12 protein-coding genes are annotated in these 13,514 nt (G+C 73.0%); 2 read left to right on the top strand and 10 right to left on the bottom strand.

Annotated elements, in window-relative coordinates:
- Positions 1-135: 135 nt before the first annotated feature.
- From QRT03_RS31305 to QRT03_RS31285, 5 genes are read right to left on the bottom strand one after another with little or no spacing between them, the layout of a single operon-like run.
- Positions 136-1,977, bottom strand: coding sequence for a type IV secretory system conjugative DNA transfer family protein (locus QRT03_RS31305; protein WP_286057093.1), 1,842 nt, complete (start codon positions 1,975-1,977; stop codon positions 136-138).
- Positions 1,974-3,269 carry a DUF2637 domain-containing protein gene (locus QRT03_RS31300; RefSeq protein WP_286057092.1) on the bottom strand — a complete coding sequence of 432 codons (1,296 nt, stop codon included), beginning with the start codon at positions 3,267-3,269 and terminating at the stop codon, positions 1,974-1,976. Before QRT03_RS31300 ends, QRT03_RS31305 begins: the two co-directional genes overlap by 4 nt.
- Positions 3,270-3,282: 13 nt before the next feature.
- A complete protein-coding gene (locus QRT03_RS31295; protein WP_286057091.1) occupies positions 3,283-3,489 on the bottom strand; it encodes a hypothetical protein in 207 nt (68 codons plus the stop codon).
- A complete protein-coding gene (locus QRT03_RS31290; RefSeq protein WP_286057090.1) occupies positions 3,486-3,815 on the bottom strand; it encodes a hypothetical protein in 330 nt (109 codons plus the stop codon). Before QRT03_RS31290 ends, QRT03_RS31295 begins: the two co-directional genes overlap by 4 nt.
- Entirely contained in the window at positions 3,812-4,474 is a 663-nt protein-coding gene (locus tag QRT03_RS31285) for a WhiB family transcriptional regulator (protein WP_286057089.1), read from the bottom strand. Before QRT03_RS31285 ends, QRT03_RS31290 begins: the two co-directional genes overlap by 4 nt.
- 377 nt (positions 4,475-4,851) lie before the next feature.
- On the opposite strand from QRT03_RS31285, the gene QRT03_RS31280 reads away from it, so the two are divergent.
- Complete coding sequence (locus tag QRT03_RS31280; RefSeq protein WP_286057088.1) at positions 4,852-5,652, top strand: DUF6879 family protein; 801 nt, start codon at positions 4,852-4,854, stop codon at positions 5,650-5,652.
- A gap of 6 nt (positions 5,653-5,658) precedes the next feature.
- A complete protein-coding gene (locus QRT03_RS31275) occupies positions 5,659-6,507 on the top strand; it encodes a helix-turn-helix domain-containing protein (protein ID WP_286057087.1) in 849 nt (282 codons plus the stop codon).
- 9 nt (positions 6,508-6,516) lie between these two features.
- On the opposite strand, the gene QRT03_RS31270 is transcribed toward QRT03_RS31275, so the two are convergent.
- The 5 genes from QRT03_RS31270 to QRT03_RS31250 all read right to left on the bottom strand — a co-directional run bounded on the left by QRT03_RS31270 (position 6,517) and on the right by QRT03_RS31250 (position 13,513).
- Entirely contained in the window at positions 6,517-7,653 is a 1,137-nt protein-coding gene (locus QRT03_RS31270; RefSeq protein ID WP_286057086.1) for a C40 family peptidase, read from the bottom strand.
- A 49-nt stretch (positions 7,654-7,702) separates the two neighbouring features.
- Complete coding sequence (locus QRT03_RS31265) at positions 7,703-9,292, bottom strand: ATP-binding protein (RefSeq protein ID WP_286057085.1); 1,590 nt, start codon at positions 9,290-9,292, stop codon at positions 7,703-7,705.
- A gap of 106 nt (positions 9,293-9,398) precedes the next feature.
- Positions 9,399-10,895, bottom strand: a complete 1,497-nt coding sequence (locus tag QRT03_RS31260) for an SCO6880 family protein (RefSeq protein WP_286057084.1) — start codon at positions 10,893-10,895, stop codon at positions 9,399-9,401.
- A 3-nt stretch (positions 10,896-10,898) separates the two neighbouring features.
- The gene (locus tag QRT03_RS31255) at positions 10,899-12,671 is read right to left on the bottom strand and encodes a hypothetical protein (protein WP_286057083.1); all 1,773 of its coding nucleotides are present in this window, start codon (positions 12,669-12,671) and stop codon (positions 10,899-10,901) included.
- On the bottom strand, positions 12,671-13,513 hold the full coding sequence (locus QRT03_RS31250; protein WP_286057082.1) for a hypothetical protein: 843 nt from the start codon (positions 13,511-13,513) through the stop codon (positions 12,671-12,673). The genes QRT03_RS31255 and QRT03_RS31250 overlap by 1 nt, the downstream gene beginning before the upstream one ends.
- Position 13,514: the final 1 nt, after the last annotated feature.

The following is a 13,514-nucleotide window of genomic DNA, read 5'->3' as shown; positions in this document are numbered from 1 at the left end:
GGGTTGGGCTGGTCGTCGTGGGGCCCGGGTTCGTCTGGAGCCATGGTGGCGTGTCCTAGCAGCGGTGGGTCGGCGACGGTGCGGGCAGGTCGATGAGGTGGTTCCCGACGACGGGCTCGTCTCGGCGGCAGCGGGTCAGCGCCAGGTGGGCCCGCCGCGGCCGTGGCCCCCCTGGCCGTCGTCGTCCTCGTCGCGGCGGGGGTCGGGGTAGAGATCGGGGCGGGAGGCGGTCCCGTCAGGGTTGGCGCCGCGCGGGAAGTCTCCCTGGGTGGGGGCGAAGGCGGTGCCGGTGTCGCCCTCGGGGACCGGGGCCGGGCCTTGGGCGGCCATGGCCGTCTTGATGTCGGTGCGCCGGAAGCTGGGCAGGTAGCTCAGCAGGGTGACGCGCATGTTCCGGTAGATCAGCAGGACGTGCCAGCGTGGTATCTCGCGGACCAGTCCGGGTGGGACGGTGCGGCGCAGGGTGGTCGATCCGTGGCCGGTGGAGAGTCCTGGGGCGTTGTCCTCCTCGCGTTCCCCGCACATCACCGAGATCTCCTCGAGGGTCTCGGGGTCGCTGATGCCGCCGAGGAACAGTCGGGCGTTGGAGTTGCTTTTGATGGTCTTGCCGCCGTAGGTGCCCCAGCGTTCGTAGAGCTGGGAGTGGGTCTGGGCGACGATGAGCAGGGTGATCCCGCGGCCGCCGGCGTCGGCGGTCCAGGCGGGCAGCGGCACCGGGTTGATCAGCGCCGCCTCGTCGAGGGCGATCAGGATCGGTGGGTTGAGCTGTCCGACCGGCGAGGTCGAGCGGGCGGCGATGGCCTTGCAGTCCTCGAAGAGGTAACCGGTCAGGGCGGTGAGTAGCGGGGCCAGCGGGGAGTGGTCGCGGCTTTCCCCGATCAGGTAGAGGGTGCCGCGCGAGCGCAGGAACCCCTCGGTGTCGAACCGGCCGTCGCCGGCGCGCAGGGTGACCGCGTCGCGGACCGCGGGGTTGTCCATGAACGCGACCGACATGCCGAGAGTCAGGAAGATCGAGTCGCGGGCCTTGTCGGCGGACATCCCGAAGACCATGGCCAGCTCCCCGGGCCAGGAGCCGGGCAGGTAGTGCCGGTAGTCCTCGATCAGGCGACGTGGAGTCTCGTCGGCAGGGTTGTTGACCCAGTCGGCGACATCGGCCATCGACTTCCCGCCGATGGCGGCCAGGAACAGGAACACCCGCAGGACCTTCGCGGCCTGGTTGACGAAGAACGCCGAGTTGGCGTCGGCGGTGACCCCCGGCCCGGTCTGCGCGCCCTTCACCAGGTACGTGGCGCGGATGCCGGCGACCTGGGGGTCGGCGCAGCCGATCAGCGGGGACCAGCGGAAGGTCGAGGGGACGTTCCCGACGAGCTCGGGGTTGAACACCAGCACCGGCCCGAGCAGGGACCGCAGCCGGTGGGTGATCCACCACAGGTCGATCTTGGTGGAGGTGACCAGCGCGGCGCCGGGAGCGTCGACGATCCGCCCGGCAAGCCAGGTCGTCTTACCGGTCTGGGGCGGGGCGATCATGAGCAGAACGTCGATGTAGGCGACCCAGGCCTTGAACGCCAGGAACGGGCCGACGACGGTGCGCCCGACGAGCAGCGCGAACTCGGTGAGCGGGACGTGGCGGCGTTCCCGGCGGGGGAGCTTGTAGAGCTCGGGGCGGATCTTCGAGCCCTTGCCGTCCTTGCGGCCCATGAAGGCGTGGCGCATGACGCTGGTCCATAGATCCCGCACGGAGGCGAACCCGACGGTGCCGTAACGGCGCCGGGTGCGCCCGCGGGTCGAGAGGGCGTAGCCCACGGTGACCAGGTCGGCGAGCCCGAGACACACCGCGACCAGCACCGCCCAGCCCAGCGCGGCCAACACCATCGGCGGGGCGTCGTCGAGGGTGGCGCGCAGCCACAGCGTCACCCCGACCGCCGCGATCGAGATGGCCAGCAGCAGACCGGGGGTCCCGGCCAGCGAGCGCCTCATCGGGTGTCCCCTCCGGCCACGATGGCCAGACTCGGAGCTTCCCCGGGCAGCAGCAGCCGGGGCTGATCGGACAGGTCAGGTCGCGGCGGCGGCACGGGACCGTCGAGGGCCTCGCACAGGGCCACCGCCCGGTCCCGCAGGCGTCGGCCGTTGCGCGCCGAGGAACACAGGCCCAGATCGACGACCTCGTCGCCCGAGACCTGGGCTGGGTCACGGTCGAGGGCCCGCAGGTACTCCGCGAGCCGCCAGACCTTCGCGTTCGACTCCACCCGCCCCGAGCTCTCCTCCTCACCGCCCTCCGGCGTGGTGGGGGGCGTGCCGTGGTCGCCGCCGTCGAGCGCCGCAGGTGGCTGCGCCGCGGGCGGTGACCCGTCGGGTGCCTGGTTCGGACCGGGCTTCGTCGAGGGCGCGGTGGGGTCCGGAGCCGCCATGTCCCGTCCGCGGGCAGCGAGAGTGCCCGCTGCGTGCACCGCGTCGGGATCCGCGACCGGCGGAGCGGCGGCGAGGGTCGCCAGGCTGCTGGTGCTGTCCTCGGTCGGTGCGGCCAGGACGGCGGGAGCGGGAACACCAGTCGAGGCGGTCGAGGCCCCGGCGCGGGCCGCACCCGAGCCGAGTGGCGCGTCGACGGTCCCCGTCTGTACGAGGCTGTGCTGCGCGGGCGCCGGGGCGCCACCCCCGGGGCCCGGAGGCGGCGCTGCGAGGTCGGGCGTGGAGCTCAGCGGGAGCGGGCGGGCGGCGGCGGGGCCGGTGACCTGGAGGACCTCCCGGCGCCACGCCGAGAACGTCGGGCCGGGGGAGAGCAGGAGCCGGGCCAGACGCAGCGTCGGCAGGGGCGTCGGGGCCGGTAGACCGCGGCGGCGCTGGACCTGGCGGCGTAGCTCGGCGAGCAGGACCTCGAAGGCGATGTTGGCCGCGATCGGGATGCCGGCCCCGATCGCGACCGTGGCGGGGTCAGGACCCGCGGAGCCGGTGCTGCTGCGCTCGGCGGCCCACAGGCCGTTCGACAGGGCCGAGGCCAGCACCGCGAGCGCGGTGCCGACGCGGGCGGCGACGGCGGGCCGGGCGTCGAGAGAGGCAGCGAACGCGACCCCACCCATCGCGGCGGCCAGCCCATCGATCACCAACGGCAGAAGCTCTGGGTCCGAGAACGCCTTCGCTCGGGCGAACGCGGTCTGCTCGGTGAACGACCACACGCACCCCAGCACCCACACCGCCGCGACCATCGTCAGCGCCAGACCCATGGGCAAACGAGCCAGCGGCAGCCGCGGGAGCCGCATTCGAAGGTTCGTCACGGTCGCTGCCTCCTCACGCCGCCCGCTGGGCGAGCTCGGTCAACGTTGCGGGGCGGGTCGGCACCGACCCGGCTCGGGCGAAGGTCGCGACCCGACCGCGCCGGGTCCCCGACCAGCCCAGAGCAGGCTGATCGCCCGGCTGCAGGCCCTCGGCCGCCAGCTGCTCGCGGGTCGCGCCCTCCCGGGACCCCGCCCAACCGTCCGCTGCTCGGCGCGTCACGCCGCCCAGCTCCCCGGGTCCGCCTCGTTCCCGAGGTTCGAGCGGCTCGACGGCGGCTCGTCGTGCACCGGGCGCAGGACCTGGTGCGCGCCGAGCCGCTCGGCGCGAGCCTCGTCGTCCCGTATTGCTGCCTCGATCCGGGCGACGTGGGCCCGGTGGGCCAACCACAGCCGCAGTCCGACCGCTGCGAGCGCTGTGCCCGCAACCAGGCCGCAGGTCCACGGGAACTCGGAGGACAAGGCCCCCAGTGCGCACAACGCGCCGGCGATCACCAGTACTGCCCGGCGCTCGGTGGGGTCCCGACGGAAGACGCCGCTGTCGCTCATGCCGCGACCTGCCGATCCGTCCGGTCACCGGCGACCACGGTCGCGGCCGAGGAAGCGGCGGTCAGCGTCGAGATCGCCCCCGACATTGCGCCGGGCCCCGACGACTCCTGGGCGATCCGCTGCCCCCGGATCAACGCTTCACCGGCGCGGTCACGGTCGCGCCACCGTCTGACCTGGGTGTACTGCTCACCGAGAGTCCGAGCCGTGGCGGACACAGTTCGGCCTAGCCGCAGCATCGTGGCAGCTGCCAGAGCTGCGTCCCAGCGGGTCATCGAGGTGGTGCCTCGGCCGGCCACGAGCTCGCGCACACGGCCGGGATCGGCGTCGTGCCCGAACCGGGCCTGTGCGGCCAACACGCCGTCCAGAACCGAGGCGACCTCGGGCGACCCGACGTCGGCGACGGTGTCAACGTCAGCTCTCTCCCGGGTGTCGGAAGCTGCTGCCGCCGCCGATACCTCGGGGTCCGGGCATCGCCCACGTGCCCGAACAGCGCGGCGCTCGGCAGCGGTGAGGCCACCGGCCACCCCGAAGGGCATGTCCGCCTCGAGAACCTCCGCCAGGCACTCCGGCCGGATCGGGCACCGCAGGCACACCGCCCGGGCCTTCTCCTCCGCGGCGTTGGCTCGTCCGGGCACAGTCGACTCGACCAGCGGGAACATCAGGTCGGGGTGGATCAGCCGTGGGTCACACGCCCTCGGGGGTGCGGTGTCCGCCCTGTTGAGGGCAGGCGTCATCGTTGGCACGGGTCACTCCTGGAGGTCGTCTCAGCGTCGACAGGGGCGGCCCACCAGGTCCCGGCGGAGCGCCAACTCCGTCGGGACCGCCTTAACGGGCGAGACGCCCGCGTGGACCGTGCAGGGCGAGCCTGGCGAGCACCGAACCCTGCCCCGCTCCAAGTGTCACAGGGACTGTGCTTATAGTCAATACGTGACGTGACTAAGAAGAGCTGTTGACTTGGACAAGCAGCGCACGGATTGACTACGTCGACTGGGCAGTCGGACACTGCGGCGAGTAGCGAGTAGAGGGAGAGGCCGCCATGGGCATCGACTCCGCAGTCCAGACGACATTGATCACCGCCGCCGGCACCGGCGATTCCGCCGAGCGCTACGGCTGCCCGGGCGTCCACCGAGTCGACGGGCACAGCGACCACTTCGTCATCTCGCGGGAGGTCTCCGACCCCACAGTGCTGAAGGCCCTCGCGCCACACGTCGGCGTCGACGCGCACGGCCGACCCGAGCACGTCGGGGCGACTCCACCCTGGGTGCCGTGCCAACTGATGAACCTGGCGACGCTCGAGCGATTCATGGACGACCACCTGCACCGCGCGGGCGACTCGGTGTTCCGCTTCGAAGGTCTGCCGCTGTTCAACGTCTCCACCGACCCCAATTGGTTGCGCTGGCAGGCCGGCGCCGCGTCGCCGGACTGGGCGGTCAAGCAGGCGTGGACAGACGAGCTCGCCGCGCACCGCGAGGCTGGCATCGCCCACCAGCGAGTCCGCCGCTTCGGCGCCGAGCTCTCCGAGCACGAGATCTACGCCTGCAACTGGGGCTACGCGCTGAACCAGCACGCCGGGGAGGACATTCGCGTGCTGCGCGAAGGCGAGCACGACATCCCAGAAGACCTGCTCGGGGTCGAGTACTGGACGGTCAACGCCACGATCGCAGTACCCGTGCTCTACGACGCGCGTGGTCGGTTCCTCGGTGCCGGCTGGCTCGCGCCCGATGACTCCGCCGAGTACCTCACAGACCAGGCGCGCCTCTGGAGCGCCGCGGAACCCTTCGATAGCTGGTGGAGCCGGCACTCCGAGTTCCACCGGCCCGAGAGATTGGTTGCTTAACCTGCCGTGACGACACGCCAGCGCTCGGGCACCGGCCGCGATGAGACCTCGCGACTGATGCTCCAGCTCCGCCATGGCTACCGGAACTCGGACGGCACCACTGGGCTGCGCCAGGGCGACGCCGCCACGCTCGCCGGGCTCACCCAGTCCAAGGTCAGCCGCGCCGAGCGCGGCACCTTCACTCTGAAGCCCGACGAGGCCCGTCGCTACGCCCGCGCCCTCGGCGCTACTCCCGCCCAAGTCGACCGGCTCGTGCGCCTGACTGAGGCCATCGAACCGACCACCGTGGCCGGGCAGGCCCGCCTCATGCGACGTGGAGCAGAGATCCAGCGCCGCATCCATACCCTCGAGTCTCAGTCGGAGTTGGTGCGGTCCTGGCAGCCCACCATCATCCCCGGATCGCTGCAGACCTGGGAGTACACCGTCGCTCTCATCGAGTTCGAGCCCGGCGACGAGTGGACTCTGAGCCGCACCCGGCGGGTGGCCCTGATCGATGACCCGGACCGGGCGTTTCGGTTCGTGATCTCCGAGGCAGCGCTGCGTTGGGTAGTGGGATCGACCGAGGTCATGCATGCCCAGCTCGCTCACCTGATCGAGCTCTTCGAGCGTCCGAACCTGTCGATCGCCGTTCTGCCCTTCGGACAGACCGCCGTTCCACCCCCTGAGTCGTCGTTCCACCTCTACGGCACGCGCGCCGCCATCGTCTCCACCGACGTTGGAACGACCTTCCTCGAGAAGCGGCCGGACCTGGAGATGTACCGGGCGCTGTTCGACCGGCTCGACGCGGCCGCCCTGCACGGCGACGACGCGCGCGCCCTGATCAACGACATCGAGACCCGGTACGACGGCCACTGACTGTTCCCGTCACGCCTGGACGGCCGGAGAAGGAGCGTCGGGGTTGGTGGCGCCGGGTCGGCGCATCCCGGAGATCTTTCCCTGCCATTTGCTGACGGGGACGATTTGGACGGGGTCGTCGGTCTGGGGGGCGTTGATGAGTTGGCCGTTGCCGATGTACATCCCGACGTGCCCGGGGCTGGCAGGGCTGCCGTTGGCGCCGGGCATGAAGATCAGGTCACCGGGTTGAAGTTGGGCGGGGTCGGTGACGGGGGCACCGAACTTGGACTGGGCGGCGGCGGTGCGGGGCAGGGTGATGCCGCCTTTGGCCCAGGAGGCCCACATCAGGCCGGAGCAGTCGTAGGCATCCGGTCCGGTGCCGCCCCATTGGTAGGGCTTGCCGAGCTGGGTCATGGCGAAGTCGAGGACGGCCCTGGTCTGCGGGGCGGTCGGTGGGGTGTAGCCGGGTGGGACTGCGGTGGAGCCTGAGCCGGGGGCGAGCCCGTCGCCGCCCTCGCCGGGGCAGGTCTGCGCGCCGGCGGCCGAGGGCGCGGCCGCGGCCTGGGTGGCTGCGGCGGCGGGGTTCCCGCCGGGTGGGGTTCCGGGGGGCCAGAAGCGGGTGGCGAAGTCGCGGGCTTGGGCTTCCCACTGGGCGTAGGCGTCGGGGAACGCGGAGCGCTGCACGGTCTGGGCGGCCTTGGTGACCGGCATGGTGGCCCAGCCGCCGATCCCGACGAGGCCGTCGAGGAACTTGTTGGTGGCGTAGGTGGGGTCCTTGACCTGGGCCGGGGAGCCCCACCCGGCCGAGGGCCGTTGCTGGAACAGGCCCAGGGAGTCGTGGTCGACCGCGGTGTTCATGCCGGCCTGCCCGAGGCGGGACTCCTGGGCGGCGGTGGCGATCGCGACGACGGCGGCCTGTTGGGGGAGCCCGCGGCCGGCGACGATGGAGGTGATCAGTTGGGCGTAGGCGAGCTGGTCACCGCCGTTGAGGGCGGCGCCCGTCCCGTCGGTGCCGGCGGCGGTTCCGCCGGGCCCGTCGCAGGTGCTGCCCGCGGCGCCGAGGCCTCCGGAGATCAGGACGGTCACCAGGATCAGCGGGGCGGCCAGGAAGAGCAGATAGGCGGTGACGGCGCTGCCGACGAGCAGCCCGAGGCGGCGGCGGTCCATCACGCCCGCCCGCCGACACGGGGGCCGCGACCGGGTCCTTCGGGTGGGGTCACTGGAGCCCCTCGAGGTCCGGGTTCGAGACCGAACCACCCCGAGAAGACGCGAGCCCAGCAGGGTTCCCGCGGAGCTGGGCGTTGGTGTCGAAGATCTGTCGTTCGCGGGGGGTGAGCATGGCCTGGACCTGGAAGCCCTTGGCCTTGACCTTCCACAGGCCGCGGCCGGGGGAGCCGTTGCACCAGCCGGTAATGAGGTCCTGCTCGCGCCCGGAGAGCTGCAGCTCGGAGGCGAGCTCGTCGGCGACGGCGGTGGTCTGGCCCATGAGCAGGCGGGTGTCGCACAGGGCGAGCAGGCCCTTGGCAATGTTGACCGACTGGGAGCCGGTGTCGCCGACGGTGAGCATGTCGCCGGGCTTGTGGGCGGCGAGGATGGAGATGATCTGTTGGGCGCGGGACAGGCGCAGCTCGGCGTCGACCGCGGCGACCATCCCGGTCCCGAGGCGCATCTGTCGCCAGATCTCGTCGCGGACGATGATCCGCAGGGCGCCGTCGGTGCGCAGGTCGGTCGCCGAGCGTGACCAGGACCCCAGGCAGGTCATCGCGACCGCGAGGGCCTTCTCCCCGCGGCCCTCGAGCCCGGAGACATCCAGGGACTGGATGGGTGCGGCCCAGTCGACGTCGATGTTGGTCTGCTCGTCGAACAGGCCCTTGAGCGAGCCGTTGACCAGCGCGCCCAACGAGTCGGTGAGCGCGCGGGTCTCGTCGAGGAAGTGCTGGCGGGACCCGAAGCGGTGAGTGCGCCACAACCGGTCCTCGACCTCGGTCAGGGCGCGGTGGACGTCGGGGATGGTGATGGGTCGGGGTCGGGTGTTCCCGGCGGTGATCCCGGTCAGGTCGCGCAGGACGTGGGCGAGGACCTCGGTGTCGGTGGGGGTGACCGGGCGGCCGCCGGCTTCGGCGAGCCCGGCGAGCAGGGTCGACCAGCGCCCGATGAGGTCGTTGAGGGCGTCGGCGGCCTGCTCGTCGGACAGGTGCTGCCAGCGGGCCGCGAGCGGGCCGAGGTCGAGCGGGTTGATCCGGGTGCGCTGGGCGTAGCCCAGCGAGATCGGTTCCTGGCCCAGGGCCCGGACCAGCGGGGAGTACTCGCCCTTGACGTCGCCGGCGATCAGCGTGTTGACCCCGAAGACCATCATGCGCAGCAGGAACGCCGCGATGGTGCTCGACTTGCCGCGCCCGGGTTCGCCGAAGACCAGGATGTTCGGGTTGGTCGAGATCTGGCGCAGCACCCACTCGACGGGGTGGCAGTAGAACGCGCCCCCGGACAGGGCGTCGTAGCCGATCAGCGCCCCGACCGGCGGCATCCCCGGCGTGGCCAGCAGCGGGTAGAGCCCGCCGACCTGGTCGGTGGTGGTGCGCAGAGTGGCCAGCGGAGCTTCGACCGCGGTCCAGCCCAGGCCGCGCTCGGTGCGCCCGCGTTTGGGTCGCCCGCCCCGGTTGACCTTCTCCGCCGGGCCGTCGGGCTCGGTGATCGGGCGGGAGGGAACCGGGAGCTCGAAGCCGCGCAGCAGCTCGGCGGTGTCGCGGCCCGTGTGCTGCTCACCACGGCGAGAAGACCGAGGCGGGCGGGACGTCGCGCGGGTCATCAGGGCTGTCCTTCGCGTCGCGGGGCAGGGTGAGGAATCGGGTCGTGGCCAGGAACCAAACAGGACCGGGTCAGAAGGCGGGGCGGGGTCAGAGGGCAGGGCAGGGTCAGAGGGCGTTGCGCATGCGGGCCAGGCCCATCCCGACCGGGAGGGTGGCGGCGACGAACCCGGAGTCCTGGGCGAGCTCGAGGCGCACCAGCTGGTACTGGCCGGCGGCGCTGGTCTCGAGGGCCTCGGCGTGGTCCTCGATGTTCCAGTCGGCGGGGACGGTCACTGAGACCACGACGGCGTAGCGGACCATCGCCTCGCCGGCGGCGATGACGTCTTCCTGGCGGTAGGAGCTGCCGCGGTCCTGGCGGTCCTTGGCGGCCTCCCCGAAGCCCTTGGATGCCTTGAGCTCCCCGACCAGGGTGGTGGTCTGGCGCTCTCGGGTGGCGATGCGTTGGGCCATGCGCTGCGGGAGGACCTCGTAGTGGATCGCGAGGGTGCGGCGCTCGCCGGGGGTGCGGACCGCGAGCAGCGGGGCCAGGGATCCGAACCGCACCCCGGAGCGCGGGGGGATCACCGAGTAGGACACGGTGACGTAGCCGTCGTGGGCGTACGAGCGCGCGGCCGGGGCGGGCGCGCGGGTCGGGCCCGCGGCCGCGGCGGGGAGGTTCGCTTCGCCGTGCTCGAGGCGCTGGTGGGTCAGCAGCCCCGAGGCGGCGGGGTTGAACCCGGTGCGGATCGCCTCGGCCATCCCGGCCGAGGTCAGCCACTGCGGGGTGTCGCAGCCCATCTGCTGCAGAGGTTCGACCAGCGCCCCGAGGGCGCGGTAGAGGGCGTGGGCGCGCCCGAAGCGCCCGCCGCCGGCGGCCTGGGCGGGGCGGCGCAGCACCTCGTCGCGGGCGGAGACGGTCAGGAACGCCTCCTGGCGCACCGACACCGCCCCGGCCATCCGCCGCAGGTCATCGGCGACCGCGACCGCCAGCGGCGGCGCGGTGTCGGCCTGGTGGCGGTCGCGCCAGAGCTCGTAGGCGGTGCCGTCGTCGGGCACCGAGCGCACCACCAAGCTCGCCCGGTCGACCCGATCCGACGCCGAGAGGCCCTTGAGCATGTTGCCCAGCCCCGTGGCGAGGTTGCGGCACTCCAGCGCCGAGGCCAGCCCGACCCCGCGCGCGGAGAGCCGGGCCGTGGCGCCCCAGCGGCCCTCGGCGGTGTCGTGGAGCACGCAGACCCGCCCGTGATCGGGCATCGGGGGCCCGTCGAGCAGATCCAGGCGCGACAGCGCCCCCGGCAGGTCCGGTTCGTCGCGGTCGACCGGCAGCCCCGCCGCGGCCTTGGACTGCCACGACGACCAGCCCGCCGCCTGCCCGGAGCCGAACAGAACCGTGTCCGCGAGCCACTTCGCGGCCGGTCGGCCGCGGATCGGGACCACCGTCAACGCCACGATCACCGTCGAGAACGGCAGCAGCACCAGGCCCTGCGCGGCGCGGTTCGCGCCGAAGAACAGGATCAGCGGCAGCACCGCGACCAGGCAGATCACCGCCTGGGGCATCGTCAGGCCCAGGATCCAGCCGTTGCGCTCCGGGCGCCCCGGCACATAGGTCAGCTGCTCGGACATGGTCTAGAGCACCCCGCTCATCCGGCCCCGGTCGTCCGGGCCGTGGTCGTAGCGACCGTCGTAACCGCCGTCCTCGTCGTCGCCGGGGCGGTCGTAGCTGGGATCCCGGTAGGGGTTAGCCGCCGAGCCGCCCGAGGGGAATCCGGCACCGCCGGCGTAATCGCTGGGCCCGTAGTCCCCGACCGTCCCGACCACCCCGCCCTGCGGCGCCGGCGGCATCGGCCCCGCGCCGGCGATGCCCTGCGCCGCTCCCCACGCCCCGCCGCCGACGCTGCGCGCCACCGAACCGGCGGCGCCGACCGACCCGCCGCCCCACGAGCCGACCGCACCCCCCACCGACGACGCCGCCGCGGAGGCGACCCCGGCAAGCGAGCCCGACGGGTAACCGCCGGAGGACCCGCCACCCGAGCCGCCTGTGCCGCTCGCGCTCGAGCCGGCGAGCTGACCCGGCGACGAGGCACCCGCGCCGGCGCCGGCGAGCTCCCCCGGCTCGGCGTCCTGCGCCCCATCTGCACCCGAGCCCGACCCGCCGCCCGTTCCCTGGCCGGCCAGGGCCGGCACCGCCTGGGTGGCCGGGCCGGCACCGGCGCCGCCAGCGGCCACGCCGCCCGCTCCTGCTCCGGCGGCCGCGCTCGCGCCGCCCGTGGCCGCGGCCAGCGCGGCGGTCGCGGCGAGTTGCTTCTTCTCGTCGCCACCGCCGGCACCGCTACCGCCGGCACCGCCACCGCTGGGTGAGGTGCCGTCCGGTCCACCGCCCCCGGCACCCGCGGCCGCGGCGCCTCCGCCGCCGAAGCGGCCGCCGGTGGCCGAGGAGAACACCGACCCGACGTCGGCGGAGGCGATACCGGCGCCGGCCTGCTTGAACCCGGCGACCGCGGACCCGAACGCCGACATCATGGTCTGGTGGGGCTGGGTGCCCGGTTCGACGAACGCGAAGAGCCGGAACAGGGCCATCGGTGCGAACAGGGCGACGAAGAGGATCCCGAACCCCAGCAGCAGGGTGACGATCCCGGAGCCCTGCGCAGGCGCGTTCGCCACCAGGCCGGTGCCCGCCCCGGTGGGGATGTCGCCCTGGCCGCGGCCCGCGGCCGAGATGACCCCGGAGCCGATGGTGAAGCACAGCGCGAAGGTGGGCTGGATGAAGATCAGCGCGAGCATCCAGCGCAGGCCGCGCCAGAACCAGTGCTTGGTGGCCAGGTTGACCAGCCCGGCGCTCAGGATCGGGATGGTCGCGAAGATGACCAGGATCGACGCAGACCGGAACAGCAGCATGATCCCGTAGCCGACCGAGAGCGGCAGCACCGCGACGATCCCGAGCACCGCCAGCACCGGGGCCTTGACCGCGTTGTTGTCGTCGGTGAGCCCGAGGCGGTCCATGGTGGCGGCGGCGTTGGTGACATCCGCGCCGCCCTGCAGGATCAGGCTGGTCAGCCCGTCGGCGGCGCCGAGCAGCGCGACGACGATGGTCACCGTCAGCACGGTGGCGATCCCGTACTGCACCGGCCCGAGCGCGGCGGTGATCATGTGCCGGCGCGGGTTGAGCACCGCCATCGCGAGCTGGGCGAAGAACAGGATCACCGCGATGATCGCGGCGAGCTGGAGCATCGAGGACCACAAGGTCGTCGAGATCGCCCCGGCGCCGGGGGTCGGGTCGACCCGGCCGAGCTTGCCGACCAGCCCGAGGACGTTGCGCAGCAGATCGAGGGTGCCGACCCACACGTTGCGGGCCATGCCGTCGAGGAAGCCGCCGACCGCGTCGGCGATGATGCCTTTCATCAGACGGGTCCTCCGTTGGTCGGGTGGTAGCCGGCTTGGACGAACGCCGGGGAGCCGGGCCAGGTCACCGGCGCCGCGGAGGCCACCGGGACCGGCGCGATCCGCCAGTCGCTGCCGGTCCAGCGCATCGCCTGGCAGTCCCCGGTCCCGGTCTGCGCGGAGTTGACCTGGGCGAGCTGCAGCTCCCCCGCGACACACACCACGACCGAGCGGCCGCCGGAGGTGACGCCCTTGACCTGCGCGCCGGCCAGCTGCCAGCGCGAAGAGATCGGCTGCCCGGTCGAGCCCTGCAGCACCACCTGCGAATACACCTTGTCGACCTGCACCCCCAGCGGGGTCGCCGCCGGGTCCGGGGCGCCGGGCAGCGACACCGACCGGTAGACCGCGTTGTAGGTGTCCGGGTTCAGATCCGCCAGCCCGACGACCTCGAGCGCGGCGAGCTGCCCGATCGCGCCCTCCGGGGTGGCGGGGAACCCCTCGCCGACCCCGGAGGTGTTCGTCCGGGTCGGGTCGGGGACGTCGATCACCGGCAGCCCCGAGGGCGCCAGGGTCTGGGGCATCGAGGCGGTGTCCGGGAACTGGCGCATCAGCCGGGTCGCGAGCGCCGTTTCCGCCGCCACATCCCAGCCACCCGGCGCCGCCGGGCCGCCGGACCCGGCGGCGGCCGGCGGGGTCGCCGCGTCGCTCGGGGCAGCTCCCGCGTCGCTGCCGGCAGGGCTCGACTGGTGACCGGCCCAGATCAGCCCGATGATCACCGCGACCAGCACCAGGGCGAACACCCCGAGCGCGGTGATCACCTTGGCGCGGGCGGCGCGCTGCTCCTCCTCGCTGACCATCGACACG

Origin of the sequence: Actinomycetospora termitidis, from assembly GCF_030286555.1 — a bacterium.
Lineage (GTDB): Bacteria > Actinomycetota > Actinomycetes > Mycobacteriales > Pseudonocardiaceae > Actinomycetospora > Actinomycetospora termitidis.
The sequence above is the reverse complement of the archived record's forward strand: the minus strand, read 5'-3'. Positions and strand labels throughout refer to the sequence as shown.

What these genes read in the sequence shown, in the direction of transcription:
- QRT03_RS31285 (WP_286057089.1), bottom strand. Translation starts at nt 4,474, where the DNA reads ATGTTCCCGCTGGTCGAGTCGACTGTGCCCGGACGAGCCAACGCCGCG.
- QRT03_RS31290 (WP_286057090.1), bottom strand. Translation starts at nt 3,815, where the DNA reads ATGAGCGACAGCGGCGTCTTCCGTCGGGACCCCACCGAGCGCCGGGCA.
- QRT03_RS31305 (WP_286057093.1), bottom strand. Translation starts at nt 1,977, where the DNA reads ATGAGGCGCTCGCTGGCCGGGACCCCCGGTCTGCTGCTGGCCATCTCG.
- QRT03_RS31255 (WP_286057083.1), bottom strand. Translation starts at nt 12,671, where the DNA reads ATGAAAGGCATCATCGCCGACGCGGTCGGCGGCTTCCTCGACGGCATG.
- QRT03_RS31265 (WP_286057085.1), bottom strand. Translation starts at nt 9,292, where the DNA reads ATGACCCGCGCGACGTCCCGCCCGCCTCGGTCTTCTCGCCGTGGTGAG.
- QRT03_RS31270 (WP_286057086.1), bottom strand. Translation starts at nt 7,653, where the DNA reads ATGGACCGCCGCCGCCTCGGGCTGCTCGTCGGCAGCGCCGTCACCGCC.
- QRT03_RS31280 (WP_286057088.1), top strand. Translation starts at nt 4,852, where the DNA reads ATGGGCATCGACTCCGCAGTCCAGACGACATTGATCACCGCCGCCGGC.
- QRT03_RS31260 (WP_286057084.1), bottom strand. Translation starts at nt 10,895, where the DNA reads ATGTCCGAGCAGCTGACCTATGTGCCGGGGCGCCCGGAGCGCAACGGC.